The sequence below is a fragment of the Phreatobacter sp. genome (assembly GCF_016793595.1).
In the GTDB taxonomy this organism is placed as follows: Bacteria; Pseudomonadota; Alphaproteobacteria; order Rhizobiales; family Phreatobacteraceae; genus Phreatobacter.
Window position 1 is genome coordinate 67,966 of the sequence record NZ_JAEULY010000003.1, and the last position, 26,006, is coordinate 93,971.

The 26,006-nt window shown below is 68.5% G+C and carries 22 protein-coding genes and 2 pseudogenes; 12 read left to right on the forward strand and 12 right to left on the reverse strand.

Annotated features, from left to right (window positions below):
* Window positions 1-65 precede the first annotated feature (65 nt).
* The 3 genes from denD to JNK84_RS03170 all read left to right on the forward strand — a co-directional run bounded on the left by denD (window position 66) and on the right by JNK84_RS03170 (window position 2,416).
* Window positions 66-1,052: a D-erythronate dehydrogenase gene (gene denD / locus JNK84_RS03160; protein WP_293420485.1), complete on the forward strand. Its 987-nt coding sequence runs from the start codon at window positions 66-68 to the stop codon at window positions 1,050-1,052.
* A 136-nt stretch (window positions 1,053-1,188) separates the two neighbouring features.
* Window positions 1,189-1,908, forward strand: a complete 720-nt coding sequence (gene sfsA / locus JNK84_RS03165) for a DNA/RNA nuclease SfsA (RefSeq protein ID WP_293420789.1) — start codon at window positions 1,189-1,191, stop codon at window positions 1,906-1,908.
* A gap of 4 nt (window positions 1,909-1,912) precedes the next feature.
* The gene (locus JNK84_RS03170; RefSeq protein ID WP_293420487.1) at window positions 1,913-2,416 is read left to right on the forward strand and encodes a MaoC family dehydratase; all 504 of its coding nucleotides are present in this window, start codon (window positions 1,913-1,915) and stop codon (window positions 2,414-2,416) included.
* 2 nt (window positions 2,417-2,418) lie between these two features.
* Here the strand turns inward: JNK84_RS03170 and JNK84_RS03175 are convergent, their stop codons facing one another.
* The gene (locus JNK84_RS03175) at window positions 2,419-2,631 is read right to left on the reverse strand and encodes an alkylphosphonate utilization protein (RefSeq protein ID WP_293420489.1); all 213 of its coding nucleotides are present in this window, start codon (window positions 2,629-2,631) and stop codon (window positions 2,419-2,421) included.
* Window positions 2,632-2,634: 3 nt separating this feature from the next.
* On the reverse strand, window positions 2,635-3,693 hold the full coding sequence (locus JNK84_RS03180; protein WP_293420491.1) for a lysine-2,3-aminomutase-like protein: 1,059 nt from the start codon (window positions 3,691-3,693) through the stop codon (window positions 2,635-2,637).
* Between the two features lie 237 nt (window positions 3,694-3,930).
* Here JNK84_RS03180 and JNK84_RS03185 point away from each other — a divergent pair, with 237 nt between their 5' ends.
* Window positions 3,931-5,544: a phosphoenolpyruvate carboxykinase gene (locus JNK84_RS03185; protein ID WP_293420493.1), complete on the forward strand. Its 1,614-nt coding sequence runs from the start codon at window positions 3,931-3,933 to the stop codon at window positions 5,542-5,544.
* Between the two features lie 134 nt (window positions 5,545-5,678).
* Here the strand turns inward: JNK84_RS03185 and JNK84_RS03190 are convergent, their stop codons facing one another.
* Both JNK84_RS03190 and JNK84_RS03195 read right to left on the reverse strand, forming a co-directional pair.
* The gene (locus tag JNK84_RS03190; protein WP_293420495.1) at window positions 5,679-6,524 is read right to left on the reverse strand and encodes a tetratricopeptide repeat protein; all 846 of its coding nucleotides are present in this window, start codon (window positions 6,522-6,524) and stop codon (window positions 5,679-5,681) included.
* A 92-nt stretch (window positions 6,525-6,616) separates the two neighbouring features.
* Complete coding sequence (locus tag JNK84_RS03195; protein ID WP_293420497.1) at window positions 6,617-7,963, reverse strand: flavin monoamine oxidase family protein; 1,347 nt, start codon at window positions 7,961-7,963, stop codon at window positions 6,617-6,619.
* 165 nt (window positions 7,964-8,128) lie between these two features.
* Between JNK84_RS03195 and JNK84_RS03200 the strand changes: the two are divergent.
* Window positions 8,129-8,893: pseudogene (locus tag JNK84_RS03200) on the forward strand (lipo-like protein); the annotation flags it as partial.
* A 70-nt stretch (window positions 8,894-8,963) separates the two neighbouring features.
* On the opposite strand, the gene JNK84_RS03205 reads toward JNK84_RS03200, so the two are convergent.
* The 3 genes from JNK84_RS03205 to JNK84_RS03215 form a co-directional block, all read right to left on the reverse strand.
* Window positions 8,964-9,626 (reverse strand): RraA family protein, encoded by a 663-nt coding sequence (locus tag JNK84_RS03205; RefSeq protein WP_293420499.1) that lies wholly within the window; start codon window positions 9,624-9,626, stop codon window positions 8,964-8,966.
* Window positions 9,627-9,760: 134 nt separating this feature from the next.
* A complete protein-coding gene (locus JNK84_RS03210) occupies window positions 9,761-10,522 on the reverse strand; it encodes an enoyl-CoA hydratase-related protein (protein WP_293420501.1) in 762 nt (253 codons plus the stop codon).
* Window positions 10,523-10,525: 3 nt separating this feature from the next.
* Entirely contained in the window at window positions 10,526-11,671 is a 1,146-nt protein-coding gene (locus JNK84_RS03215; protein ID WP_293420503.1) for a CaiB/BaiF CoA transferase family protein, read from the reverse strand.
* A gap of 229 nt (window positions 11,672-11,900) precedes the next feature.
* Between JNK84_RS03215 and trxA the strand changes: the two genes are divergently transcribed.
* A complete protein-coding gene (trxA, locus tag JNK84_RS03220; RefSeq protein ID WP_293420505.1) occupies window positions 11,901-12,896 on the forward strand; it encodes a thioredoxin in 996 nt (331 codons plus the stop codon).
* A gap of 132 nt (window positions 12,897-13,028) precedes the next feature.
* Here trxA and JNK84_RS03225 read toward each other — a convergent pair whose 3' ends face one another.
* Complete coding sequence (locus tag JNK84_RS03225) at window positions 13,029-13,886, reverse strand: SDR family NAD(P)-dependent oxidoreductase (protein WP_293420507.1); 858 nt, start codon at window positions 13,884-13,886, stop codon at window positions 13,029-13,031.
* Between the two features lie 3 nt (window positions 13,887-13,889).
* The gene (gene ispG, locus JNK84_RS03230; protein ID WP_293420509.1) at window positions 13,890-15,167 is read right to left on the reverse strand and encodes a flavodoxin-dependent (E)-4-hydroxy-3-methylbut-2-enyl-diphosphate synthase; all 1,278 of its coding nucleotides are present in this window, start codon (window positions 15,165-15,167) and stop codon (window positions 13,890-13,892) included.
* A gap of 177 nt (window positions 15,168-15,344) precedes the next feature.
* Between ispG and JNK84_RS03235 the strand changes: the two genes are divergently transcribed.
* Complete coding sequence (locus JNK84_RS03235; RefSeq protein WP_293420511.1) at window positions 15,345-17,435, forward strand: methyl-accepting chemotaxis protein; 2,091 nt, start codon at window positions 15,345-15,347, stop codon at window positions 17,433-17,435.
* 7 nt (window positions 17,436-17,442) lie between these two features.
* Here the strand turns inward: JNK84_RS03235 and JNK84_RS03240 are convergent, their stop codons facing one another.
* The gene (locus JNK84_RS03240; RefSeq protein ID WP_293420791.1) at window positions 17,443-17,940 is read right to left on the reverse strand and encodes a transcriptional repressor; all 498 of its coding nucleotides are present in this window, start codon (window positions 17,938-17,940) and stop codon (window positions 17,443-17,445) included.
* A 157-nt stretch (window positions 17,941-18,097) separates the two neighbouring features.
* Here JNK84_RS03240 and JNK84_RS03245 point away from each other — a divergent pair, with 157 nt between their 5' ends.
* Together JNK84_RS03245 and JNK84_RS03250 are read left to right on the forward strand one after the other, a co-directional pair.
* On the forward strand, window positions 18,098-18,883 hold the full coding sequence (locus JNK84_RS03245) for a 3-hydroxybutyrate dehydrogenase (protein WP_441343196.1): 786 nt from the start codon (window positions 18,098-18,100) through the stop codon (window positions 18,881-18,883).
* A gap of 1 nt (window position 18,884) precedes the next feature.
* Window positions 18,885-19,943 carry a patatin-like phospholipase family protein gene (locus JNK84_RS03250; protein ID WP_293420515.1) on the forward strand — a complete coding sequence of 353 codons (1,059 nt, stop codon included), beginning with the start codon at window positions 18,885-18,887 and terminating at the stop codon, window positions 19,941-19,943.
* A gap of 135 nt (window positions 19,944-20,078) precedes the next feature.
* Here JNK84_RS03250 and JNK84_RS03255 read toward each other — a convergent pair whose 3' ends face one another.
* Window positions 20,079-20,495, reverse strand: a complete 417-nt coding sequence (locus JNK84_RS03255; RefSeq protein ID WP_293420517.1) for a TerB family tellurite resistance protein — start codon at window positions 20,493-20,495, stop codon at window positions 20,079-20,081.
* A 163-nt stretch (window positions 20,496-20,658) separates the two neighbouring features.
* Between JNK84_RS03255 and JNK84_RS03260 the strand changes: the two genes are divergently transcribed.
* On the forward strand, window positions 20,659-21,009 hold the full coding sequence (locus tag JNK84_RS03260) for a RidA family protein (RefSeq protein ID WP_293420519.1): 351 nt from the start codon (window positions 20,659-20,661) through the stop codon (window positions 21,007-21,009).
* Between the two features lie 75 nt (window positions 21,010-21,084).
* Here the strand turns inward: JNK84_RS03260 and JNK84_RS23550 are convergent.
* A pseudogene (locus tag JNK84_RS23550) lies at window positions 21,085-22,131 on the reverse strand (methyl-accepting chemotaxis protein); the annotation flags it as partial.
* A gap of 1,149 nt (window positions 22,132-23,280) precedes the next feature.
* On the opposite strand from JNK84_RS23550, the gene JNK84_RS03270 reads away from it, so the two are divergent.
* Both JNK84_RS03270 and JNK84_RS03275 read left to right on the forward strand, forming a co-directional pair.
* On the forward strand, window positions 23,281-24,159 hold the full coding sequence (locus tag JNK84_RS03270; RefSeq protein WP_293420523.1) for a DMT family transporter: 879 nt from the start codon (window positions 23,281-23,283) through the stop codon (window positions 24,157-24,159).
* Window positions 24,160-24,268: 109 nt separating this feature from the next.
* Window positions 24,269-25,948, forward strand: coding sequence for an acyl-CoA dehydrogenase family protein (locus tag JNK84_RS03275; protein ID WP_293420525.1), 1,680 nt, complete (start codon window positions 24,269-24,271; stop codon window positions 25,946-25,948).
* Window positions 25,949-26,006: the final 58 nt, after the last annotated feature.

Here is a 26,006-nt window from a genome sequence, read left to right on the forward strand (position 1 = left end):
CCCCCTGCCGCGCAGCGCGCTAGCCTCGCCTCAAATCGTTTGAAAAACTCCGCGAGGTCACGTCCATGCATATCCTGATCATCGGCGCCGCCGGCATGGTCGGCCGCAAGCTCACCGAGAAGCTGGTCAAGGACGGCAGCCTCGGCGGCAAGCCGGTCACGGAGCTGTCGCTGGTCGATGTCGTCGCGCCCGACAAGCCCGCCGGCTTCACCGGCAAGGTGACAAGCTGGGCCGTGGATATCTCGCACCCCAACACGGCGGGCCCGATGGTCGCGGGACGTCCGGAGGTGATCTTCCACCTCGCCGCCATCGTCTCCGGCGAGGCCGAGGTCGACTTCGACAAGGGCTATCGCATCAATCTCGACGGCACGCGCCAGATCTACGAGGCGATCCGGCAGGAGGGCGTCAAGACGCCCTACCACCCGCGCGTGGTCTTCACCTCGTCCATCGCCGTCTACGGCGCGCCGTTCCACGAATTCATCGAGGACGAGTTCTTCCACACGCCGCTGACCAGCTACGGCACCCAGAAATCCATCGGCGAACTGCTGCTGACCGACTATTCCCGCAAGGGCTTCTTCGACGGCGTCGGCATCCGCCTGCCGACCATCTGCGTGCGGCCGGGCAAGCCGAACAAGGCGGCCTCCGGCTTCTTCTCCAATATCATTCGCGAGCCGCTGGCGGGCATGGAGGCGATCCTGCCCGTCGGGGACAATGTCGTGCACACCCATGCGAGCCCCCGCTCCGCGGTCGGCTTCCTGATCCATGCCGCGACCATGGACACCGCCCAGCTCGGCTGGCGGCGCAACCTCTCCATGCCGGGCGTCGCGGCGACCGTCGGCGAGCAGCTGGAGGCCCTGCGCAAGATCGGCGGCGAGAAGGCCCTGAAACTGGTGCGCCGCGAGCCGGACGAACTGATCATCCGCATCGTCTCGGGCTGGTCCGAGCGGTTCAACGCCAAGCGCGCCACGGAACTCGGGTTCAAGGCAGAGACGAATTTCGAGGACATCGTCCGCGCCCACATCGAAGACGAGCTGGGCGGCAAGGTCGCCTGAAGGCGCGAGCGCCGAACGGCGCCAGCGCGAAAGGCGAGCGCCGCCACCCATGCGCCATGCCCGGCCTTGTGCCGGGCAGCCTGTTTCGGGCAGGGCATTGCGGCGGCGACTCTTGAGGGCACAGACCGGTACCGCGATGCAGTTCCCGACCGAATTGATCCCCGGCCGGCTGGTGAAGCGCTTCAAGCGCTTCCTCGCCGACGTGCTGCTCGACACCGGCGAGACGGTGACGGTCCACTGCGCCAATCCCGGATCGATGCTCGGGCTGAATGCTCCCGGCAACCGGGTCTGGCTGTCGCGCTCGGCCAATGCCGCTCGCAAGCTGCCGCTCTCGTGGGAACTGGCCGAAATCGATTTCGGTCGCGGGCCGGAAATGGTCGGCATCAATACCGGCCACCCCAACGGTCTCGTCGACGAAGCGATCCGCGACGGCACGATCCCCGAACTCGCGGGCTATGACGGCCTGCGCCGCGAGGTCGCCTACGGCAAGGCGAGCCGCGTCGACATGGTATTGTCGAGCGGGGAGCGCCCGCCCTGCTATGTCGAGGTCAAGAACGTCCACCTGATGCGCCAGCCCGGCCTTGCCGAGTTCCCGGATTCGGTAACGGCACGCGGGGCGAAGCACCTCGACGAGCTCGGCGACATGGTGGAGGCCGGCAACCGGGCCGTGATGGTGTTCCTGATCCAGTATGGCGGGGCCGAGCGTTTCGCGCTCGCCCGCGACATCGATCCGGCCTATGGACGGGCGTTCGATCGCGCTCGCGCGCGAGGCGTCGAGATGCTGGCCTATCGCTGCCGGCTCGACGTCCGGGAGATCGTGGTCGAGAGCGCCGTGGCAATTGCAGAGCGAGGATGAACCGATGACCGTGAAAGCCGGCTGGCAGGGCCGCTTCTTCGAGGATTTCGAGATCGGCGACGTCTACAAGCACCCGCTCGGCCGCACGGTCACGCAGGCCGACAATATCTGGTTCACCCTGCTGACCCAGAACACCGCCCATCCGCATTTCGACGCGAACTACGCGGCGCAGACCGGCTTCGGCAAGCCGCTGGTCAATTCCTGCTTCACCATCGCGCTGGTCACAGGACAGTCGGTCACCGACATCAGCCAGAACGTCTTCGCCAATCTCGGCTGGGACGAGGTGCGCCTGCCGAGCCCGGTCTATGAGGGCGACACGATCTACTCCGAAACGGAAGTGCTGGAGAAGCGCGATTCCGGCTCGCGCCCGGAGGTCGGCATCCTCACCGTGAAGACCAAGGGCTACACCCAGACCGGCGACGTCGTGATCACCTTCAAGCGCACCGTCATGGTCTATCGCCGTGGCCAGGGGCCGGGCGGCAAGCACCGGCCCGAACCGAAGGGCTGAGCTCAGCCCTTCTTCAGGAACTCGGTCCGCAGCACCAGTCCCTTGACCTTGTCGACATTGCATTCGACCTCGGCCGGATCGTCGGTGAGGCGGATGCCCTTGACCCGCGTGCCGCGTTTCAGCGTCACGGAGGTGCCCTTGACCTTCAGGTCCTTGATCAGGGTGACGCTGTCGCCGTCCTTGAGGATGGCGCCGTTGGAATCCTTCACGTCCATGGATCAGTCCTTCGGTGGTGGCGGCGGATAGGCATGGCGGCCGCCGCGGAAATCGGTGACCTCGCCCTCGCCGACATAGTCGGGCCCGACCGGCACCTTGCCCTCGCCGCCGGGTATGTCGAGCACGTAGGTCGGCTGCGCGAGGCCGGAGAGCCGGCCGCGCAACTGTTCCATGATCGCGCGCCCCTCGGCGATGGTCAGGCGGAAATGACCGGTGCCCGGCGCCATGTCGGGATGGTGCAGGTAATAGGGCTTCACCCGGTTCGCGAGGAAGGCGCGCATGAGATCCGCAAGGGTTTCCGCATCGGCATTGACGCCCTTCAGCAGCACCGACTGGCTGACGAGGGCGATGCCGGCATCGGCGAGCCGGGCGAGCGCCGCCTCCGCCTCCGGCGTGAACTCGCGGGCATGGTTGGCGTGCACTGCGACATAGACAGCCTTGCCCGGCGCGCGGATGGCGCGAGCGAAATCCGGCGTGACCCGGCCCGGATCGACCACCGGAACGCGGGTGTGCCAACGGATGACTTTCACATGCGGGATCGCGGCCAGCGCTTTCGTCACGGCCCGCGCGCGCCGCGCCGACAGGACGAAGGGGTCGCCGCCGGTCAGGATCACTTCGAAGATCTGGGGACGCGCGGCGATATAGGCGATGGCGGCGGCCAGTTCCGCATCATCCAGCCCGCCCCTGCCCTGCGGCCCCACCATCTCGCGGCGGAAGCAGAACCGGCAATAGACCGGGCAGACATGGACGATCTTGAGCAGAACCCGGTCGGGATAGCGATGGACGATGCCCGTTAGCGGCGAATGGGCGTCGTCGCCGATCGGATCGGCGCGCTCCTCGGGGCGGATGTCGAGTTCGCGGATATCGGGCAGGAACTGTGCAGCGAGGGGGTCGTGGGGGCCACCCTCGACCATCAATCCCGCCAGAGGCGCCGTCACCGCAATCGCGTAGCGATCGCCGACGGCCGCGGCCTCAGCAGCCTTTCCGGGCGCGACGAGGCCCGCCGCGACGAGGTCGGCGGCGCTGCGCAAGGTCGCGGATCGGGACGCTCCGGGCTTCATCGCAGCGCGTCTTGGCCGCCGCCGCCGAATAAGGCAAGCTGAAACGCTCCTCGCCGTTCACCCTCGCCCGAAAGAATGGGGGCTGAAACCCTTGCAGGCCGGCCGCCGGACTTGCCGGCAAAGCGCCTTTGGATTAGGGGGATCGCCTCTGCCGTGGCCCCGTCCCGGCGCCAGCGCATCTCACCATACGGTGCTGCCGAACCAGCGCCGCGACGAGACCCGAAGGGGAGGAATTCCTTGGCCGAGACCGGTATCTGGAACAAGGCGCATGGGGCAGAAGCCTTTGGCTTCTCCGGCCTGAAGGCCGTCCACTGGAACTATCTGGAGCCGCAGCTCGTCGAGGAGGCGATTGCCCGCGGCGAGGCGAAGCTCTCCGCCGGCGGCCCGCTGGTCGCCGAGACCGGCCAGCACACCGGGCGCTCGCCGAAGGACAAGTTCGTCGTCCGCGACGACACCACCCGCGACACCGTCTGGTGGGACAATAACGGCGCGATCGAGCCGGCCGCCTTCGACCAGCTGATGGCCGACATGCTGGCGCACGCCAAGGGCCGCGAACTCTTCGTGCAGGACCTGCATGGCGGCGCGGACCCGGCGACGCGCATCAAGACGCGCGTGTTCACCGAATATGCCTGGCACAACCTGTTCATCCGCAACCTCTTGATCCGCCCGGCCCGCGAGGAGCTCGCCTCCTTCGTTCCGGACATGACCATCGTCGACCTGCCCTCCTTCAAGGCCGACCCGAAGAAATACGGCGTCCGCACCGAGACGGTCATCGCCTGCGACTTCACCCGCAAGATCGTGCTGATCGGCGGCACCTCCTATGCGGGCGAGATGAAGAAGAGCGTGTTCACCATGCTCAACTTCCTGCTGCCGCCGCAGAAGGTCATGCCGATGCACTGCTCGGCCAATGTCGGCCCGGCCGGCGACGTCGCGGTGTTCTTCGGTCTCTCCGGCACCGGCAAGACGACGCTTTCCGCCGATGCCACCCGCACGCTCATCGGCGACGACGAGCACGGCTGGGGCAAGGACGGCATCTTCAACTTCGAGGGCGGCTGCTACGCCAAGGCGATCAAGCTCTCGCGCGAGGCGGAGCCCGAGATCTACGCGACCTCCGAGCGCTTCGGCTCCGTCATGGAAAACGTGGTGATCGATCCGATCAGCCGCGTGCCGGACTTCGACGACGGCTCGAAGACCGAGAACACCCGCATCGCCTATCCCCTGCATTTCATCGCCAACGCCTCGGAGACCGGCCGGGCCGGCCACCCGAAGAACATCGTCATGCTGACGGCCGATGCCTATGGCGTCATGCCGCCGATCGCCAAGCTGACCCCGGCCGAGGCGATGTATCACTTCCTCTCCGGCTTCACGGCGAAGGTCGCCGGCACCGAGAAGGGCGTCACCGAGCCGCAGCCGACCTTCTCGACCTGCTTCGGTGCGCCGTTCATGCCGCGCCACCCCTCCGAATACGGCAACCTGCTGCGCGAGCTGATCGCCCGCCACCATGTCGATTGCTGGCTGGTCAATACCGGCTGGACCGGCGGCAAGTACGGCGTCGGCCGTCGCATGCCGATCTCGATCACCCGCCTCCTGCTGCGTGCCGCGCTCGACGGTTCGCTCAACCGCGCCGACTTCCGCCGCGATCCCTATTTCGGCTTCGCGGTGCCGACCTCGGTGCCGGGCGTGCCGCCGCACATGCTCTATCCGATCAAGACCTGGCGCGACAAAGCCGAGTTCGACACGACCGCGCGCAAGCTGGTCGCCATGTTCCAGGACAATTTCGCCAAGTTCGAGCCCTATGTGGACGCCGACGTGAAGGCGGCCGCGCCGACGGTTCAGCTCGCGGCGGAATAGGCCGCTCCATCACTGGAGTGACGAAACGCCCGGCCATGTGCCGGGCGTTTTCGTTTGGGGTGCGCACCCGCCTCTCCCCGGTGAGGAGAGGTATTCCGCGCTTGCGAGAGATGAAGGCGCTGTTGGACCAGACGTCAACCGCGCGGCGCGGCCGCTGCCGCTGCCGGCGGCGTTGCCGCGCCTGTCCGCTGCTGCGCGGACGGCCGCCGCTCGTTCTGGCGGATCTGCGACCAGGAATTCTGCTGGCTGATCATCGAGCGCAGATAGGCGACGTTCTGCTCGGCCTCGGCCGGCGGCAGGTCGCGGCGGGCGATTTCCTCGGCCTCCTGGAAGCGGCCCTGAAGGCCGATCACCAGGGCAAGGTTCTGGCGCACGCGCTGGTCGGCCTGCGGATGGGTCGCCGCCTGCCGCAGCACCTGCTCGGCCTGCGGCAGCTGCCGCGACAGCGCATAGGACAGTCCGAGATTGGCAAGGATCGACGGCTGTCCCGGCGAGATCTTCAGGGCCTCGTTGTAGAGGCGCTGCGCCTCCTGCGGCTGGCCCATCTGGTCGTAGATGGAAGCCTGCACGTTGATGATACGCCAGTCCGGCTGGTCCGGCCGATGGGCGCGGCCGAGAACCTCCAGCGCCTGATCGTGGCGGCCGACATCGGCGAGCGCCCGGCCATATTCGCCGAGCAGCGCCATTTCGCGCGGGTTCTGGATGGCGACGCGCTCCAGCACGGCCACCGCCTGCGTCGACTGGCCGGTCGCCCTGAGGGCGCGGCCGTAGCGCATGGCATTGCCGAGATCGCCGGGGCTCGACCGATAGCGGGCTCCGAGGCCGTCGAGCTCCGCACGCGCCTGCTGCTCCGTATAGCGCGGCTGGGACACCGAACCGGTGACATCGCCGCCCCCGCTGCGGGCGTTCATCGTGCAGCCGCCAGCCGCCAGCGCCAGAACGGCGGCAACAGCAAGCGGCAGGAAAGCGGGACGCGTCATGGCGAACTCCGGTGCGGGCGGTTCGAACCCTTCCGGTCATAATCCGTTAACGTTAACGAGCCGCTAAGATCGGGCCGGGCGCCCGTTGCATCTCACCGCCGCCGGCGTGGCGATGCCGGTGGCGCAACCCAGCGCAGCGCCTGATCGGCGGCGCGTTCGCCCGAGGCCCATGCGCCGCCGACCGTGCCCCACAGCCCCTCGTCGGTCGCCTCGCCAGCGAACAGGATGCGCTGGCCCACCGGCTCTGCGAGGCGCAGCCGCTGCGGTGTCGCGCCGGGTCCGGCAACCGACCAGGCGCCGCGAATGAACGGATCGGTCGTCCACGACGTGATATGGACATCGCCCATCGCCCGGCGCGCATGTGGGCCGAATTCGTTGCCGATGAACTCGGCGGCAAAGGCCTTCATCGCGGCCGGACCGGCGGCCGCAAGATCACGCGCGAAGCGCCCGCCGATATCGAGATACCACCAGTCCGAGCCGCCGATGCGCGCCAGCGCCTTGGCCGTCGCGGCGGTGTCGGCCTTCACGACGAAAGCCTGATCGGGTTTGGCATCCATCGGATTGTCCGGCAGGTGGACGATCAGATGCTCGTAGGCGCCGCAGCTCAGTGCCTGGATCGCATCGAGCTGGCGTCTCGGAATGGCGGGGGCGAAGCGGATCGCGCCCGACGCGAGGACGGCCGTGGAGGCGGTCACGACGGCCGCTCTGCCCCGGATCGTGCCTGCCGGCGTCTCGACATTCACGCCCCGGCCCGACCAGTCGACCCGCGTCACGGCGGTCGCCAGACGGATCGGCAGGCCCTCCGCCAGTTTCGCGAGGATCGCGCCATAGCCCTGCCGGCAGAACAGGTCCTGCGTCTCCAGCGCGTTGTAGTAGTCGACGCAGGAGATCTCGCCGATCTCCTTGCCGGAATCCCAGGGCCCTTTCAGGAAATCGATGGTGGGCCGCCAGTCGCGCAGGTCGCCGGGCACGACCTCCGACAGCGCGACCTCGCGTCCCGCCTCCCCCGCTTCGAGGATCGCCCGCTGCGTGCGGGTCAGCGCCGAGGCGAAGGCCTCCCACTCGCCTTCGCGCGGATTGCGGCCCTTGATCACGAGGCGCTGGCGCGCGGCGTCGTCGTAGAGGCCGAACCCGGCCGCGCGGGCCAGCGGCACGAGCGGATTGTCGGCGGGCGCGTGAACCCAGTGCGCGCCGAGATCCATCGGCATGCCGAACGTCATCGTATCCGTGACGCAGCGGCCGCCGGGACGGTCTTTCGCCTCCAGAACCACGACCGACCGGCCGGCGGCGGCGACCTTGCGCGCGGCGGCAATGCCTGCCGCCCCGGCGCCGATCACCACGACGTCGACCTCCGACGGCCCGGAGCCGGCCCGCTGCGCCCGCACGTCGGCGGCGCCGGCGGCGAGCATGGATGCGGCAAGGAGGTTCCGCCGGTTCATCAAGGTTCCGTTCATCGTCCTTGGCGATTCCCGACCATGAACGAGGCCTATCACACCCTTATGGCGTCGTCTCGCGGCGCCGGGCACGCAAACGTGAACCCCTTGTCAACCGGATGCGACAGACACTCGGGGCTCGGAAAAGGGGGTCCCTTGGGGAGGGACATCATGGGAGATCGCGTGCTCGAGGCGCTCGGACGACGCCTCGCAGGATTCCTGGACAAGCGCTCGCCCGGCTACGAGCCGACCACGCCGAGCGACCCGAACGCGCTGCGCTCGGCCCTTCGGCTCGGCGACATCCTGCTGGTCGAGGGCGATACCCGCATCTCCGCGGTCATCAAGTATCTCACCCAGTCGACCTGGTCGCACGCGGCCATGTATGTCGGCCCCATCGAGGGCGTCTGCGAACCCGATGGCGAGCCGCACGTCCTGGTCGAAGCCTATCTCGGCGAGGGCGTGATCACCGCGCCGCTGTCGAAATATCGCGACTTCCACACGCGCATCTGCCGGCCGGTGGGGCTGACGCCCGACGATCAGGCGACGGTCTGCCGCTTCATGATCGAGCGTGTCGGGCTAGACTACGACCTGAAGAACATCCTCGACATGATGCGCTTCCTGATCCCGATGCCGATCCCGGTACGGTGGCGGCGGCGGATGATCGCCTTCGGCTCGGGCGACCCGACCCGCGCCATCTGCTCGACGCTGATCGCGCAGGCTTTCGAATCGGTGCGCTATCCGATCCTGCCGAAGATCGAGAAAGTGGCGCAGGAGGGCGAGGCGCGGGTCCGCGGCCGGGCAGCCCGCGCGGAAGTCCTGCACATCCGCCACCATTCGCTCTACGCGCCGCGCGACTTCGACATATCCCCCTATTTCGCCATCGTGAAACCCACGATCCTGCGCGGCTTCAACTACAAGAAGCTGCGCTGGAGCGACGCGCTGCCCGACGGCGACCTGTCGGCCGGCCATACCGAAGCACCGGAACTCTCGTCTGTGGCCTAAAGGGTCAGAGCAGCCCGTGCTTCCTGAAGGCGTCGGCGAGGCTCATGCCGGCTTCAAGGTCCTGGCGCATGTGACGCTCGCCGGTGATCTTGCCGAGAGCCGTCGCCAGAACCGGCAGGGCATGGTCGCGCGGGATCACCACCACCCCATCCACGTCGCCGACGATGATGTCGCCCGGCGCGATCCGCGTCTCCCCGATGCGGATGACCGTGTCCTTCTCCGTCATCATGCCGCGATATTGCGTGTCGGCCGGCGACAGCGCCCCGGTAAAGACCGGAAAGCCCATGGCGCGGATGGCGACGACATCGCGGGCCGCGCCGTCGGTGAGGAAGCCGGCGGCGTTGAGGTGGCGCGCGCGGGTCGAGAGCAGTTCGCCCCACGGGCCGATGGCCGGATTGCCGCCGGTGCCCATCACGCAGACCTCGCCGGCCTTCAGGTCGTCGACCAGTGCGATTTCGAGATCGTAGATATTGTCGACCTTGCCCGAGATCGGTGTGTAGGCGCCGGTCCGCGCCGGGCCGAACAGCACGCTGCGGTCATCGACCGGCCGGATCGACGGCGGCAGGATCTGCTTGTGGAAGCCGTGGGCGTCGAGCGCGTCGGATACCGGCGCGGCGGCGATCAGCGGGCGGGCGCGTTCGATGATCTCGGCAAACGTCTCGGTCATGGCGGCCCCTGTCGCGCGGTCTCCTCGCCGCCGGCGCTCTTGTCGGCGCCGGTCGGATACGGGAGCGATACTAGGGCGCGGCGCGGCTCCGGCCAGCCCCGTTGCCGGGGGCCAGCCCTGACGCCGCCGGGGCGTCAGCCCGCCTTCTTGGCAAGAAAGTTCTGCACGCCTTCCGCGAAGGCGGGGCGAACGATGAGCCCGATCTGGGTCTCGCGCTCGGCATCGAGCTGGGCGGCCAGATCATTGGTCTCGGCCTTGTCGAGCAGCCGCCTGATTTCGAAAAAGGCTTCGGGGGAGCCGCGGCCGAGGCGCACCGCCAGCGCGCGGGCGGTCGGCAGGCACGCCTCGTCATCGACGCAGGACCAGACGAGGCCCCATTCGGCGGCGCGCTCGGCGGGAAGCTTGTCGCCGAGGAGAGCGAGGGCGCGGGAACGTGCCCGGCCGATGGCGCGCGGCAGGAACCAGGTGACGCCGAGATCGGGCACCAGGCCGAGCTGCGGCCCGAAGGTCAGCACGAAGGAGGCCGAACGGGCGGCCACCGCGATGTCGCAGGCGAGCGCGAGGCCGACACCCGCGCCGGCCGCGACGCCGTTGATCGCGGCGATGGTCGGTTTCGGGAAATTGTCGATGGCGAGGATCAGCGGATTGTAGAGGTCGCGCATGGCGGCATTGACGCCCTCGGCCGTGGGGCTAAGGCCGCCCGCAAGATCGGCGCCGGCGCAGAAGCCACGGCCGTTGCCGGTCAGGATCAGCGCCTTGACATCAGGGTCGACGCGCGCGGCGTCGACCGCTTTCAGCGCGCCGCGCACGAGATCCTCGTTGAAGGCGTTGAGCCGCTCGGGGCGATCCAGCGTCAGCGTCGCGATGCCCTCGTTGATGTCATAGGTCGTTGCCATGGGTCAGGTCCTCCCGGCGACGAGACCGGAGGCCAGCGCCGCATCGATATCGTTCTGGGTGAAGCCGGCACTGCGCATGATGTCGCCGGTCTCCGCGCCCGCCCCTGCGGAACCCGGGGCGAGTTCGGTCGGCGTGTCGGAGAAGCGCGGCGCGGGCTTCGGCATCGGGCCGCGCTCGGTCGCCGCGAAGGTGCCGCGCGCGACATTGTGCGGATGGATCGTGGCCTCGACGGGATCGAGGACCGGCGCGAAGCAGACATCGGAATCGTCGAGCAGCGCGCACCATTCATCGCGCGTCTTCGTGCGGAAGGTCGTGTCGATAGCCGCGCGCAGGTCCGGCCACATCGTTTTGTCCCACTGTTTCACGAAGCGCGGATCGGTGAGGTTCAGGCCCTTCAGCAACGCTGCGTAGAACTGCGGTTCCAGCGAACCGATGGCGACATATTTGCCGTCGGCGGTGTCGTAGACGCCGTAGAAGGGCGCCCCGCCGTCGAGCATGTTGGCGGCGCGCTTCACCTTCCAGACGCCGTCATTGACCATGCCGTAGATCATCGTGCCGAGCACCGCCGCGCCGTCGACCATGGCGGCGTCGACCACCTGCCCCTTGCCCGACGACTTCGCGCTGTAGAGCGCGGCAACCATGCCAAGCGCCAGCATCATGCCGCCGCCACCGAAATCGGCGGCAAGGTTGAGCGGCGGCACCGGCGGCCGGTCGGCGGGGCCGAGCGGCCAAAGCATGCCGGAGAGCGCGAGATAGTTGATGTCGTGACCGGGCGCGGGGGCCCAAGGCCCCTCCTGCCCCCAGCCGGTCATCCGCCCGTAGATGAGCTTCGGGTTGGCCTTGAGGCACACGTCGGGGCCGAGCCCGAGGCGTTCCATGACGCCGGGACGGAAACCCTCGATCAGGCCGTCTGCCTTCGCGAGGATCTTGAGGATCAGGTCGGTGGAGCCGGGCTTCTTGAGGTCGACGGCGATCGACTTGCGGCCGCGGCCGAGCACGTCGCCGGCGATGGAACTGGCCGGCCCCGCACGGTCGATGCGGATGATCTCGGCGCCGAGATCGGCCAGCATCATGGCGCAGAAGGGCCCCGGGCCGAGACCCTGGAACTCGACGATGGTCACGCCCGCGAGCGGTCCGCTTCTGGTCACTCTGCATTCTCCCGGCCGCAGAAAATCGGCCCGTTTCCGTTGGGCCGGAACGCTAAAGGCGGGTCCTTCCAAGTCAAGGCGAGGCCGGCCCTGCCTTCCGGGGGATGGCGGCATGCCGCGCGGCGGACGGCATTTCTCCGTTGCATTTTGAGCCCGAGCGGCCATCTATGCCACGACCAAACGGATCGGCGCGATGACGCATGCGGCATCGAGGCCCAAGGAGACTGTCATGAGCGGCAACGGCAGCGCGAAATTCGGCGCAACCTTCGGCGGCAGTTATGGCGCGAGCTATGGCAGCCCCGCGCCGCAGGCGGCTGCCGCGCCCCAGCCGGCCGCCGAGGCCGCCGTCGATTCCGGCGACCTGATCAAGGACACCACGACCCGCGACTTCGTGAAGGACGTGCTGGAGGAATCGAAGAAGCAGCCGGTGCTCGTCGATTTCTGGGCGACCTGGTGCGGCCCCTGCAAGCAGCTGACCCCGGTGCTCGAAAAGGTCGTCCGCGCCTTCAAGGGCAAGGTCAAGCTCGTGAAGATGGACATCGACAAGCATCCCGAGATCGCCGGCCAGCTCGGCATCCAGTCGATCCCCGCCATCGTCGCTTTCGACAAGGGTCAGGGCATCGACGGCTTCATGGGTGCGCTGCCTGAGGGACAGGTCACCGCCTTCATCGAGAAACTGGTGGGCGGCAAGGCCGGCCCGGACATGGCCGAGGCGGTGGCGGCCGCCGATGCCGCCTTCGCCGAGGGAGACGTGGCCGGCGCGGCTGATATCTATGCGCAGGTGCTGGGCGCCGAGCCCGACAACATTGCCGCGCTGGCGGGCCTTGCCCGCTGTGCGGTGGCCACGGGCGACCTCGAACAGGCCAGGGGCCTCATCCGCGAGGTGCCCGCCAACAAGCAGAACGACCCGGCGGTCGCCGCCGCCCGCGCGGCCCTGGAGCTTGCCGAGAAGACCGCCGACCTCGGTCCGATCACGGAGCTCGAGGAAAAGGTCGCCGCCAACCCGGCCGACCATCGCGCCCGCTTCGACCTCGCCGTCGCGCTCAACGCCAAGGACAAGCGCGAGGAGGCGACCGACCACCTCCTTGAGATCTTCAAGCGGGATCGCACCTGGGACGAGGACGGCGCGCGCCGGCAGCTCGTCCAGTTCTTCGAGGCCTGGGGCCCGATGGACGAGGCGACGCTGGCGGGACGGCGGAAGCTGTCGTCGCTGCTGTTCCGGTAAGGGTGCGTCATCCGGGCGCCGCCATGGCGGCGTCCGGGCTTTAGGCCCGCATTCCGATCTACTGAAAATATTCCTTGACCAGCGTTGCGCTGGATGATAGGGATTTGGGTAGTTTCGGAAGTGTGTCCGGAGCTACCCCCGCCGCGTCAGCCCCAGCCGCTTCGCGGCGATCCGGTCGAGCCAGCGGGCCGGCAGCATCAGCGGCAGCAGCCAGTTCATCAGCGGCGCAGGCGTGATCGCATAGCGCACCTTCGGCGTCTCGGCGGTCAGCGCCGTGTGGACGACATCCGCCACGGCTTCGGGCGGCAGCGCGTCCTTGGCGCGGGCCAGCACCTCTTTCTCGAAGCGCTCGATGAGCGGGCCATAGATGGTCGCCTGATAGAGCGAGCGGTCGACGCCGGCGGCCGACTTCTCCCAGATCGGCGTCGCGATCGGGCCGGGGCCGACAATGACGACGTCGACACCGAAGGGGATGAGTTCGCGCCGGAGCGAATGGCTGATCGCCTCCAGCGCGTGTTTCGACGCCGCATAGCCGCCGACCACCGGCCATGACAGCCGGCCTGACACGGAGGACATCATGACGATGCGGCCGGGCTTGCCGGCAAAGCCTTCGCGCGCGCCGAGGAGCGACCCGAAGGCCTGAACGGTCGCGACCTGCCCGAGCACATTGACCTTCCACTGCCGGTCCAGTTCCTCCAGCGGCTGGTGCAGGATGGGACCGGGAATGGAGATGCCGGCATTGCAGACGAGGCCGTCAAGCGAGGCGCCGTCCAGCGCCTCGGCCACCGTGGCGGCGGCGCGGGAGAGGCTGTCCACGTCGGTCACGTCGGCGATGACAGGCGTGAAATTCGATCCGAGTTCGCTGGCGAGCCGGTCGGCGTCGTCCATGCGCCTGACGGTGCCGAAGACGCGCCAGCCGCGGCGGCAGAGATCGGCGGCGATCGCCGCGCCGATGCCGGTCGAGACGCCGGTGACGACGACGCTGGGCATGGCCTATTCCGCCGCCTGCGACGCGGCCTTGGCGGGCGCGCCGACGCCGTAGCGCCGGTCGATATAGTCGATGACCATGGCCTTGAAGTCGGCGGCCACCGTCGGCCCGCGCAGCGTCGCGACCTTCTGGCCGTCGACGAAGACCGGCGCTGCCGGATTTTCGCCGGTGCCGGGCAGCGAGATGCCGATATCGGCATGCTTGCTCTCGCCGGGGCCGTTCACGATGCAGCCCATGACCGCGACGTTCAGCGCCTCGACGCCGGGATAGCGCGTCTTCCACTCCGGCATGGAGGCGTGGATGAAGCCCTGGATGTCCTGCGCCAGCTCCTGGAACAGGGTCGAGGTGGTGCGCCCGCAGCCGGGGCAGGCGGCGACCAGCGGCACGAAGGTACGGATGCCCATGGTCTGCAGGATTTCCTGCGCGACCTTGACCTCCAGCGTGCGGTCGCCGCCGGGCTCGGGCGTCAGCGAGACGCGGATCGTGTCGCCGATGCCGTCCTGCAACAGGATGCCGAGCGCGGCGGAGGAGGCGACGATGCCCTTCGAGCCCATGCCCGCCTCGGTCAGGCCGAGATGCAGAGCATAGTCGGAGCGGGACGCGAGCATGCGGTACACGGCGACGAGGTCCTGCACCGCCGAGACCTTGGCGGAGAGGATGATGCGCTCCTTCGGCAGACCGATCTCCACCGCCCTGTCGGCGGAGAGAAGGCAGGACCGCACCATCGCCTCGTGCATCACGGCGCGCGCATCGAGGGGCGCGGCGCTCCTCGCGTTCTCGTCCATCAGGTGAGTGAGCAGTTCCTGGTCGAGCGAACCCCAGTTGGCGCCGATGCGGACGGTCTTGCCGTGCTCGATCGCCTTCTCGACGATCATCGCGAACTGCCGGTCCTTCTTGTCCTTGAAGCCGACATTGCCGGGGTTGATCCGGTACTTGTCGAGCGCCTCGGCGCAGGCGGGATGGTCGGTCAGCAGCTTGTGGCCGATATAGTGGAAATCGCCGACCAGCGGCACGCCGACGCCCAGCCGCATCAGCTTCTCGCGGATATGGGGGACGGCAGCGGCGCTCTCGTCACGATCGACGGTGATGCGCACGAGTTCTGAACCGGCGCGGGCCAGCGCCGCGACTTGGGCGACGGTCGCCTCGATATCGGCCGTGTCGGTATTGGTCATCGACTGCACGACGACGGGCGCGCCGCCGCCGACCTGAACGGCCGCGGCTCCCCGGCCGACCATGACGCCGGCTGTCCGGTGGCGGGGCTTCACGCCAAAACCCTGGATCATCGCTTCTTGCTCCGCTGCGGCCCCGACATAAACCCTCGGCCGGCCCGATGCCAGAGCGCCACGGGCCTGACCCAGCGGATATGCGCCCGAGGACATGGGCTTATCCGAGGACATGGGCTTAACCGAATTTTGACCATGCTCTGATGTCCTCCCGGCGACAAGAATGGGGAGCTGGCCGTGCCTGCACTGTATCTCCGTGGAAAACTGATCGTCGGCTTTGCCGCCCTCATCGTCATCGCGGCCGCCACGGCGGCCGTTTCCTTTTGGCGGGCGGCCGAGATTTCCCAGCGCGTCGATCAGGTCGCGACGCTGCGCTCGCCAACCGCACTGCTCGGCATGCGGATCGCCGACGAGCTGGCGCAGACCGGCATAGCCCTGCGCGATCAGATGATCGCCCCGGACGACGTCAACCTGTCCCGCTGGGAATATGCCTGGGTGGGCCTGAAGCGCAGCCGCGACCAGATGGACGCCTTCGCGGCCTCCTTCCCCACCGATGAGCAGCGGGCCAAATGGACCGAGGCGCGCTCGGTCTTCACCGAACTCGAGGAAACCCACAAGGCGCTGCTGGCGCTGATCGGTACCCCGGCGCAGTTCCCGGCCCTCACCACCTACGAGAAGACGGTGACCCCGCAGATCCAGCCGCTGGAGGCGGCGCTCACCGAACTGATCACCCGCGAGATCGGCAATCCGCTCACCTCCGAACAGCTCCTGACCACCGCCGTCGCCCTCCAGTCGAGCATCCTGTCGGCCGTGCGCGACCTGCGCGGCTTCGTCCATCTCGGCGTCGACGCCGACAAGGTGCAGTTCGAGAAGTCCTGGGCCAGGGTCAACGAGCACCTGAAGGCGATCGGCGACATGTCCGGCACCATGTCGGCGGAACAGACCCGCGCGCTGAACCGGGTGCGCGTCGGCGTCATCTCGATCCGCCGGGCCTCGGTCATCGTCATCACCGAGCGCACTGGCCCGACCTGGAACGCCCCGATGAACCACCTGACCGAGCGCGTCGCACCGGTCGCCGAGCGCATTCTGTCGGCGCTTCAGGGACCGATCTCGGCGGGCGGCGAACGGGCCGGCGGCCTCATCGACGGCCAGACGGAACAGCTCACCGCCGACACGGCGGCGGCGGCCGGCCTGACCACTTCGCTCTCCACCATCCTGCTGATCGCGGCGGCCCTGTCGGCGCTGGCGGGCCTTGCCATCGCCATGGTGCTCGCCCGCATGATCGTCACCCCGATCTCGGGCATGACGGTCGCCATGCAGCGCCTCTCCGAAGGCCAGCTCGACACGGACATTCCCGGCCGCGACCGCTCGGACGAGGTCGGCGCCATGGCCGGCGCCATGGTCGTGTTCCGCGACCGGATGGTGGCCGCCGAGGAGGCCCGCGCCGCGCAGGATGCGGAGCGCGCCGCCGAGGCCGAACGGCTGGCCCGCCGCAACGACGTGGCGGAGGCCTTCGTCGCCAGGATGAGCGGGCTCGCCGCCGAGTTCAGCACGTCGTCGGCACGCGTGGAGGAAGCCGCCCGCGACCTCTCGGCGACGGCGGAAGAAACCTCGCGCCAGGCCGGCGAAGTGGCGGGCGCCGCCGAAAGCGCCTCGATGAGCGTGCAGACGGTGGCCGCCTCGACCGAGGAACTTGCCGCCTCCGTGCGCGAGATCAACACCCAGGTCGTGCGCTCCAGCGAGAGCGCCGAGACGGCGGTGGGCGATGCCAAGCGCACCGAGACGCAGATCCGCAACCTCGCCGGCGCGGCCGACCGGATCGGCGACGTGGTGAACCTGATCAAGGCCATCGCCGACCAGACCAACCTCCTCGCGCTCAACGCCACGATCGAGGCGGCGCGCGCGGGCGAGGCCGGCCGTGGCTTCGCCATCGTCGCCTCGGAGGTGAAGAACCTCGCCGCGCAGACCGGCCGGGCGACCGAGGACATCGCCGCCAAGATCAGCGAGATCCAGTCCGCGACCGCCGAAACCGTGGAATCGATCACCGCCATCGCCGCGACCATCGACACGATCAGGGCGATCACCTCGGCGGTCGCGAGCGCGGTGGAGGAACAGGGCTCGGCGACGGCCGAAATCGCCGACAACTGCCAGCGCGCGGCGAGCGCCGCGACGGGCGTCACCGGCACGATATCAGGCGTCGGCCATGCGGCGGAAACCACCGGGCGCTCGGCCAGCGACCTGATGGGGCTGGCCACCGACCTCTCGGCCCATGCCGGCACGCTGCAGGCCGAGGTTCACGACTTCGTGGAGGCGCTGAAGGCGGCGTGAGGCTGCCTCAGGCCTTCGCCGGCTCGGCGCAGTGCTCGCAGCGGCCGAACATCTCGACCACCTGCGTCGCCGGCTTGAAGCCCGCGCCCCTGGCGATCGAGGCAAGGTCGCGCTGGACCGGCGCGCCCGACGCCTCCGAGACGCAGCCGCAGGTGTCGCAGATCATGAAGACCACGAGGTCGGAGGCCTCGTGCCGGTGCGCGCAGGCGACATAGGCGTTGCGGCTCTCGATCCTGTGCGCGAGCCCCGCCTCCAGGAGGAAGTCCAGCACCCGATAGACGCTGATCGGCGCGGGGCGGCGGCCGCTGGCGCGGTGCATCTTCTCGATCAGGTCATAGGCGCCGATCGGAGCAGGCGAGGCGGCGAGATGTTCCAGCACCTCCCGGCGGATCGGGGTGAGCTTCAGCCGCCTCTCCGCGCAGCGCGCCTCCGCGACCTTGAGCGCATCGGCCGGCGGATGGCCGTGGGCGCAGGCATGGTCGTGGACATGGCGGGTCTTCAGCATCGTCACGGGGTCCCGATCCTTGGTCGGCCGCTTCTATCACGTCGCCGCGAGGTGCCCAAACCGGTGCACCTTTGCGCCGTTGTTGCGTTGCAATAGGATCGGCGGCAAGGAACAACACGCCACGCCGGCCGAATGCGGCAATGAGGAGATGGGTATCATGAGCCTTCAGGGAAAGAGCGCGATCGTCACGGGGTCGACCAGCGGCATCGGTCTCGCCATCGCGACGGCGCTCGCGAAATCCGGCGCGGATGTCATGCTGAACGGCCTCGGCGAGGCGGCGGAACTGGAAGCGATCCGCGCGAAACTCGCCGCCGATACCGGCCGGAAGATCCTGTTCTCGCCCGCCAACATGATGAAACCGGACGAGATCGCCGGGATGGTGAAAGCCGCCGAGCAGGATTTCGGCAAGGTCGACATCGTCGTCTCCAATGCCGGCATCCAGTTCGTCTCGCCGGTGGAGGATTTTCCCGAGGACAAGTGGAACGCGATCATCGCGATCAACCTGACCGCCTCGTTCCACCTCGCCAAGGCGGTCATTCCCGGCATGAAGGCGCGCAAGCACGGCCGCATCGTCAACATCGCCTCGGCGCATTCGCTGGTCGCCTCGCCGTTCAAGTCGGCCTATGTCTCGGCCAAGCACGGGCTTCTCGGCCTCACCAAGACGCTGGCGCTGGAGCTTGCCACTTTCGGCATCACCGCCAACTGCATCTCGCCTGGCTATGTCTGGACGCCGCTGGTGGAAAAGCAGATTCCCGACACGATGAAGGCGCGCAACATGACCAAGGAGCAGGTCATGAACGACGTGCTGCTGGCGGCCCAGCCGACCAAGCAGTTCGTGCAGGTGGACGAGGTGGCGGCGCTGGCGCTTTATCTCTGCTCGGACGCGGCGCGAAACATCACGGGCGCGAACAACGTCATCGACGGTGGCTGGACGGCCGCCTGACATGGCCGTGGCGCGGGCGAAACAGCAGCCGAAGCGCATCAATCTCGCTCTTCAGGGTGGCGGCGCTCACGGCGCCTTCACCTGGGGCGTTCTCGACGAGATCCTGCGCGACGGCCGCCTCGCCGTCGATGGCATCACCGGGGCCTCGGCGGGCGCGGTCAATGCCGTGCTGCTCGCCGACGGGCTTGCCGAAGGCGGGCCCAAGGCCGCGCGCGAGCGGCTGTCGCGGTTCTGGAAGGCCGCCTCGCGCGACGGCAACATGCCGGCCATCCAGCGCCAGGCGCTCGACCGGCTGTTCTCGGTCATGCCCTACGAAGGCTCGTTCATGGAAAGCTGGGTCAATTCGGTCCAGCGCTATTTCTCGCCCTACGACCTCAATCCCTTCGACATCAACCCGCTGGAGGACCTGATCCGCCAGTTCGTCGATTTCGAGCGGCTGGCGGCCTACGAGCCGCTGCAAGTCTTCATCACCGCGACCAATGTCCATACCGGCAAGCTGACCGTCTTCCGGCGCGACCGCATCACCTGCCGGGCGGTGATGGCCTCGGCCTGCCTGCCCATGCTGTTCAAGGCGGTAGAGATCGACGGCACGCCCTACTGGGACGGCGGCTATATGGGCAACCCCGCGCTGTTCCCGCTCTATCGCGCGACCGAGACGGAGGATGTGCTGCTGGTGCAGATCAATCCGATCCGGCGCGAGGGCACGCCGACCTCGTCGCGGGAGATCATGAACCGAGTCAACGAGATCACCTTCAATTCCTCGCTGCAGGGCGAGCTGCGCGCCGCCGCCTTCGTCGGCCGCCTCGTCAACGAGGGCAAGCTGCCGCGCGGCCGCGGGCCGGGCCAGTATCGCCACGTCAACGTCCACCGGATCGCGCTCAGCGACGCGCTTGCCGATGTCTCAGCCGGCTCCAAGGTCGTCACCGACTACGATTTCCTGCTGAAGCTGCACGAGGCCGGCAAGAAATCCGCGAAAGCCTTCCTGAAGAAGCATTTCGACGATATCGGCCAGCGCTCGACGCTCGATCTCGAAGCCGAGATCGCGGCGGAATGGGCTTGAGGGGGTAGGCTTTCAGTCGCCGCGTCGCCGTTTCTCTCGCCCCGTGAAGGACGGGCGCGCCACCCCCCTCCCGCACGGGGAGAAGGATCGCAGCGGCACGGCTGCGCCCCTGCTGAACGGATCGCCTTCAGCTACTCACCGCGCGGGCATGTCGACGCCGAGCAGCTCGGCCGCGCGCTCGACCACCGCCTCCTCCAGCTCGTGCGCCCGGCCGTCGGCCAGCACCACGGCCCACATCATGTCGACGACGCGGCGACGGCCGTCCTCGTCGAGATGGCTCGCCAGCGTCTGGGCGAAGGAGGTCCAGTTGTCCTCGGCCGCCTCGGCATCGGTGGCGAAGACCACGAGCCGCCGCGTGTCGGCGGCCGACAGGTCGAAGCCTGCGGACAGAACCGCCTCGAGCCGCTGCCGCTCGACCGGCGCGGCAACGCCGTCGGCGCTCATGACATGGACCAGCAGGGCGGCCGCGGCGACCCGATAGTCGCCCTCCTGGAACGGCTCACGCGGTTCCTCGGTCATATCGGCGATCAGCGAGAACAGTCGGTCGAGCATCAAGGATATCCGGATTCGGCTGCGATCATCGGCTCTGAACGCCGGGCGGCGCAATGGGGTTCCCGGGCGCATGTCGCCCGCGCGGGCGCTTCTCTTGGCCGCGCCGCGCAGAGAGGCTAGGTAACGGGCCCTGCGATCAGGCAGCCTTCAAGGAGAGACAACCATGGCCATCGAGCGCAAGCAGGTCGGACCGCGCATGAGCGGCGCCGTCATCCACGGCAACACCGTCTATCTCGCCGGTCAGGTCGCCCACAAGGCGGCCGGCAAGTCGGTCACCGAGCAGACCAGGGAAATCCTCGAGACCATCGACAGCCTGCTCGCCGAGTGCGGCACCTCCAAGCTGAACCTCGTTTCGGCCAATATCTGGCTCTCGGACATGGCAACCTTCGCCGAGATGAACGCGGTGTGGGACGGCTGGGTCGCTCCCGGCCATACGCCGGCGCGCGCGACCGTCGAGGCGAAGCTCGCGGCCCCGCAGTTCACCGTCGAGATCATGGTCGTCGCGGCCCGCTGACGGACCACACGCCGGAAACGGAGAAGGGCGGCCCCCGGGGGGCCGCCCTTTTTCGTTGCGCCGTCGCGCGCCCGATCAGGCGGCGCGGACGCCGTCGAGGAAGGAGCGGATCTCGTGGTCGAGGGCCTGCGCCTCCTCGCCGAGCCGGCCCGACAGCGAGCGGACATCGGCCGCCGTGTCGCGCGCCGACTGGGCCGTACCGCCGACCCGGCTCATCGCCTCGGCGCCGCCGCGCGTCTCGTCCGACGCCCGGTTGACCGCTTCCGCAATGGTCGAGACCGCCGCGTTCTGCTCTTCGACCGCCGCCGCGACCGAAGCCGCGATCTGGCGCATCTCGCCGATCACCGTATTGACCTTGTCGATGGCATCGACGGCATCGCCCGAGGCTTCCTGGATCGCGCCGATCTGGGAGGCGATCTCCTCCGTCGCCTTGGCGGTCTGGGCCGCGAGGTTCTTCACCTCGGAGGCCACCACCGCGAAGCCCTTGCCGGCCTCGCCAGCGCGCGCCGCCTCGATGGTGGCGTTGAGCGCGAGGAGGTTGGTCTGGCCGGCAATGGCCTGGATGAGGTTGACGACCTCGCCGATGCGCGTCGCGGCCTGCGCCAGCGAGCCCATCGTCTGCGCGGTGCGCTCGGCTTCGGCGACCGCCGTTCCGGCGACCTCGGTGGACTTCGACGCCTGACCGGCGATCTCGGCGATGGAGGCCGACAGTTCCTCGGCCGCCGCGGCAGCGGAGGAAACGGACGCTGCCGCCTGTTCCATCGCGCCGGTCGCGCCGGCCGCCTCGCCGGTCACCGCGCCGGAGGCGGTGTCGAGCTGGTCGGAGGCGCCGTCAAGTTCGCCGGAGGCGCCGCGCAGGGCTTGAAGCGACCGCCCGGCGGCATCCTCGAAGCCGCGAATGAGCTGATCGACGGCGGCCGAGCGGCGGCCCCGCGCCTCGACCTCGGCGATCTGCTCGGCGGCGAGCCGCTCGCGCTCGATGGCGTTGTCGCGGAAGACGAGGACGGCGCGAGCCATCTCGCCGAGTTCGTCCTTCGTATCGGTCGAGGGCACCTCGATCGATGTGTCGCCGGACGCGAGCTCGCGCATCGAGGCGGTGATGCCGCCGATCTGGCCCGTCATCGACCGGCCCAGCACCAGCGCGACGACGCCGCAGAGCGCGACCACGGCGGCGATGATGCCGATGACCAGCGTCTGGGTCGCCGACTGCGCCGAGAGGCGGGCGTCGCTGGCGCGGGTCTTGCCGGCTTCGGCCGCCTCGACCAGCTTGTTCGTCGTGCCGTCAAGGGCGGTGAGAAGCCCGTCCATGGTCTGAACGGTCTGTTCGACCGTGCGGCTGCCCTCGACATAGGAATCGAGCGCCGGCCAGTAGGCTTCGCCCGCCTTGAGCAGTTCCTGTTTCATGGCCGGCGCGATGACCGAGCGCGAGACCTCGTTGACGAACTTGGTGCGCGCCTGCCGGAACAGTTCCAGATCCTGGTCATGGCCGCGCAGCATGAAGTCCTTCTCGTGCCGGCGCATCTGCAGCACCTGTTCGAGGATGCCGGCGCCGTCGTCGAAGTTCTGCGCGACACGGCGCGACAGCACTTCCAGCTGCTGCACCGACTCGTTCATGCGTCCGGTGAGGCCGGACGTGTCATCCTTGCCCAGCGTCTCGATGGTGACGCGCACGAGATCGAAGGCGCCGGCGGCGTCGCCGAGCTGCTTCATCGCGCCGTCGATCTCGGCTCTGGCATTGGCCGCCTGCGGCTTCTGCCGGGCCTGCCCGAGGGCGATCATGGCCTCCATGCGGGCGCGGCCGAACGTGTCCAGCGCCTGGTCGGAATGGCGCTCGGCGAAATCGACCGCCGCGAAGCGCAGGTCGCGCACCGCCGCGCGGACCTTGGCCGCATCGCTGGCAAGGCCGGCATAGGCGTCATAGGCCTCGAAGGCCTCGCTGGCGGTGCGCTGGCCGTACCAGGCGGCTGCGCCCGCGGCGAGAACGCCGGCGATCGGCACGATGGCGAGGAGAGCGATCCGCAGGCGGATCGACAGGGCAGGCATTCGAGCAGGCATGTCTGGGCGTTCCTCGGATTCCGGTTCGCCCATCATCCGCGGGAATGGTTAAGGAACGGCTAGCGACCAAGAATTGCGCTGGGATTATCTGTTATTTTTCATGATGTTGGCGCGCTCTCATCTGCAATGCCGGAGGATTTGTTGAGTTTTCGCAGCGCGACATCTACGGTCCGCGCCCCGCCGATGCCGTAAGCGGCCCCCGCCTTCCGCAGGTCCATGCCCGTTCTCGCCAAGGTCGCTCCCTTCGTCTTCGTGCTGTCCTGGTCGACCGGCTGGGTCGTCGCCGGTTTTGCCGCGCGCTTCGCCGATCCGCTCTGGTTCCTGTTCCTGCGCTTTTCGCTGGCCGCGGCCGTCATCGCCCTGATCGCCCTGGCGATGGGCGCGCCCTGGCCGAAGAGCCGGCGCGAGATCGGCCATGCCATGATGTCGGGCGTGCTGCTGCACGCGATCTATCTGGCCGGCGTCTGGTGGGCGGTGAGGAACGGCGTCCCCGCCGGCGTCTCCGGCATCATGGCCGGGCTTCAGCCTGTCATGACCGCGCTGCTCGCGCCCGCCCTGCTCGGCGAACGGATCACCCCCCGGCAGGGCGCGGGCATCGCCCTCGGCTTTCTCGGCATCGTCCTCGTCCTGATGCCGAAGCTCATCGGCGTCGATCCCGCCGCCTTCCGCGCCATCGCCGTGCCCCTGGCGGTCAATTTCGGCGGCATGATCGCGGTGACGCTCGGCACCTTCTACCAGAAGCGCTTCGTCTCCGGCGGCGACATGCGCACGACCACCGCCTGGCAGTACATTGCCGCGGCGCTCGCCATGCTGCCGCTGCTCGCCCTGTTCGGCACACCCGAGGCGGCATGGAACCAGACGCTGGCCCTGACCATGGCCTGGTCGGTGCTCGCCCTGTCGGTCGGCGGCATCTTCCTGTTCCTCTACCTGATCCGGCGCGGCGAGGTGTCCCGCGCCGCCGCCTACATCTACCTCGTGCCGGCGGTCTCGGCGCTGATGGCCTATGTCGCCTTCGGCGAGACGTTGACGCCTGTGCAGCTCATCGGCATGGCGGTGACCGCCTTCGGCGTCTGGCTGGCGACGCGCCAGCGCTGAGCAGGGCCGCGCCGGCGGCATTGGCGTCCCTAGTCTTTCGCCGGATTGCGATGCCGGCGTTCTCCGGTATTTTGCGGTGCAGCATCAAGAAGTCTCGCCGGAGAACACCATGGCCACCGCCCTCGCCGCCAAGAACCCGCCGGAAGGCCTCACCGACCTCGCGCAGGGCGCCGTCGTGGCGGCCGACGCGGTCCTCGCCGAGGCTGTAACCTCGGTGCGGGCGCTGGTCACCGAGAATGGCCGCATCTCCAACGCGGCGCTGGAGCGCGAGCAGCGCGCGACCCACGGCCTCTCCTGGCTGGCGACCTATGTGGAGAGCATCCGCCAGCTCGCCTCCTATGCCGAGCGGCTGAGCGCTCAGGGCAAGTTCGGCGAGATCGAGGACCTGATCGTCCGCATCGGCCTCGGCGAATATCTCGCCCAGATCCTCGGCGGCATCCCGATGAGCCAGGGCGAGGTCGTGCGCCCCTCCGACCTCGGCCTGTCGGCGGCCGAGATCGCCCGGCGTTTCGCCGGCGCGGCCGACACGCTGATCGCCACCGGCAACACCGCAGCCAACCGGGCGCGCCTTGCAAGCCTCGTCCAGCAGCAGGAATCCTCGGGTCATTTCGGCGAGCCGGCGCTCGACGAGACGCTGGAGGCGATCCGCGACGAGATGCGCAAATTCTCGCTCGCCGAGGTGATCCCCTTCGCCCACGAGTGGCATCTGAAGAACGAGTACATTCCGCTGGACGTCATCGCCAAACTGTCCGAACTCGGCGTCTTCGGCCTGACCCTGCCCGAGCATTTCGGCGGCATGGGCCTCGGCAAGGAATCGATGTGCGTCGTCTCCGAGGAGCTGTCGCGCGGCTATATCGGCGTCGGCTCGCTCGGCACCCGCTCGGAGATCGCCTCCGAACTGATCCTTGCCGGCGGCACCGACGCGCAGAAGGAATACTGGCTGCCGAAGATCGCTTCCGGTGAAATCCTGCCGACCGCCGTCTTCACCGAGCCGAACACCGGCTCGGACCTCGCCTCGCTCAAGACCCGCGCGGTCCGCGAGGGTGATGTCTACAAGGTCTCCGGCAACAAGACCTGGATCACCCATCCCGTCCGCGCCGACGTGATGACGCTGCTGGTGCGCACCAACCCGGACGAGCCCGGCTACAAGGGCCTGTCCATGCTGCTCGCCGAAAAGCCGCGCGGCAGTGACGAGACCCCGTTCCCGGCCGAGGGCATGTCCGGCGGCGAGATCGAGGTGCTCGGCTATCGCGGCATGAAGGAATACGAGATTTCCTTCGACGGCTTCGAGGTGAAGGCGGACAACCTGCTCGGCGGCGTCGAGGGACAGGGCTTCAAGCAGCTGATGCAGACCTTCGAGGCGGCCCGCATCCAGACCGCCGCGCGCGCCGTGGGCGTGGCGCAGGCAGCCATGGATCTCGGCCTTCGCTATGCGCAGGAGCGCATCCAGTTCGGCAAGCCGCTGATGTCGTTCCCGCGCGTCGCCGACAAGATCGCCATGATGGCGGTGGAGGTGATGATCGCCCGGCAGATGACCTATTTCTCGGCGCGCCAGAAGGATCTCGACCGGCGCTGCGACCTCGAGGCCGGCATGGCCAAGCTGCTCGGCGCCCGCGTCGCCTGGGCGGCGGCCGACAACGCCCTGCAAATCCACGGCGGCAACGGCTTCGCGCTGGAATATCCGGTCAGCCGCGTTCTCTGCGACGCGCGCATCCTCAACATTTTCGAGGGCGCGGCCGAGATTCAGGCGCAGGTGATCGCGCGGCGGCTGCTCGACGGCGGCAACTGAGCGAAAGCAGGCTCATTGGTCGCGTTGGCTTCACGCGAACCGGCACCCGCTTCGCCCG

What these genes read in the sequence shown, in the direction of transcription:
- JNK84_RS03270 (WP_293420523.1), top strand. Translation starts at nt 23,281, where the DNA reads ATGCCCGTTCTCGCCAAGGTCGCTCCCTTCGTCTTCGTGCTGTCCTGG.
- denD (WP_293420485.1), top strand. Translation starts at nt 66, where the DNA reads ATGCATATCCTGATCATCGGCGCCGCCGGCATGGTCGGCCGCAAGCTC.
- JNK84_RS03205 (WP_293420499.1), bottom strand. Translation starts at nt 9,626, where the DNA reads ATGACCGAGACGTTTGCCGAGATCATCGAACGCGCCCGCCCGCTGATC.
- JNK84_RS03240 (WP_293420791.1), bottom strand. Translation starts at nt 17,940, where the DNA reads ATGCTGAAGACCCGCCATGTCCACGACCATGCCTGCGCCCACGGCCAT.
- sfsA (WP_293420789.1), top strand. Translation starts at nt 1,189, where the DNA reads ATGCAGTTCCCGACCGAATTGATCCCCGGCCGGCTGGTGAAGCGCTTC.
- JNK84_RS03245 (WP_441343196.1), top strand. Translation starts at nt 18,098, where the DNA reads ATGAGCCTTCAGGGAAAGAGCGCGATCGTCACGGGGTCGACCAGCGGC.
- JNK84_RS03250 (WP_293420515.1), top strand. Translation starts at nt 18,885, where the DNA reads ATGGCCGTGGCGCGGGCGAAACAGCAGCCGAAGCGCATCAATCTCGCT.
- JNK84_RS03210 (WP_293420501.1), bottom strand. Translation starts at nt 10,522, where the DNA reads ATGGCAACGACCTATGACATCAACGAGGGCATCGCGACGCTGACGCTG.
- JNK84_RS03225 (WP_293420507.1), bottom strand. Translation starts at nt 13,886, where the DNA reads ATGCCCAGCGTCGTCGTCACCGGCGTCTCGACCGGCATCGGCGCGGCG.
- JNK84_RS03190 (WP_293420495.1), bottom strand. Translation starts at nt 6,524, where the DNA reads ATGACGCGTCCCGCTTTCCTGCCGCTTGCTGTTGCCGCCGTTCTGGCG.
- trxA (WP_293420505.1), top strand. Translation starts at nt 11,901, where the DNA reads ATGAGCGGCAACGGCAGCGCGAAATTCGGCGCAACCTTCGGCGGCAGT.
- JNK84_RS03170 (WP_293420487.1), top strand. Translation starts at nt 1,913, where the DNA reads ATGACCGTGAAAGCCGGCTGGCAGGGCCGCTTCTTCGAGGATTTCGAG.
- JNK84_RS03195 (WP_293420497.1), bottom strand. Translation starts at nt 7,963, where the DNA reads ATGAACCGGCGGAACCTCCTTGCCGCATCCATGCTCGCCGCCGGCGCC.
- JNK84_RS03180 (WP_293420491.1), bottom strand. Translation starts at nt 3,693, where the DNA reads ATGAAGCCCGGAGCGTCCCGATCCGCGACCTTGCGCAGCGCCGCCGAC.
- JNK84_RS03260 (WP_293420519.1), top strand. Translation starts at nt 20,659, where the DNA reads ATGGCCATCGAGCGCAAGCAGGTCGGACCGCGCATGAGCGGCGCCGTC.
- JNK84_RS03175 (WP_293420489.1), bottom strand. Translation starts at nt 2,631, where the DNA reads ATGGACGTGAAGGATTCCAACGGCGCCATCCTCAAGGACGGCGACAGC.
- ispG (WP_293420509.1), bottom strand. Translation starts at nt 15,167, where the DNA reads ATGATCCAGGGTTTTGGCGTGAAGCCCCGCCACCGGACAGCCGGCGTC.
- JNK84_RS03255 (WP_293420517.1), bottom strand. Translation starts at nt 20,495, where the DNA reads ATGCTCGACCGACTGTTCTCGCTGATCGCCGATATGACCGAGGAACCG.
- JNK84_RS03275 (WP_293420525.1), top strand. Translation starts at nt 24,269, where the DNA reads ATGGCCACCGCCCTCGCCGCCAAGAACCCGCCGGAAGGCCTCACCGAC.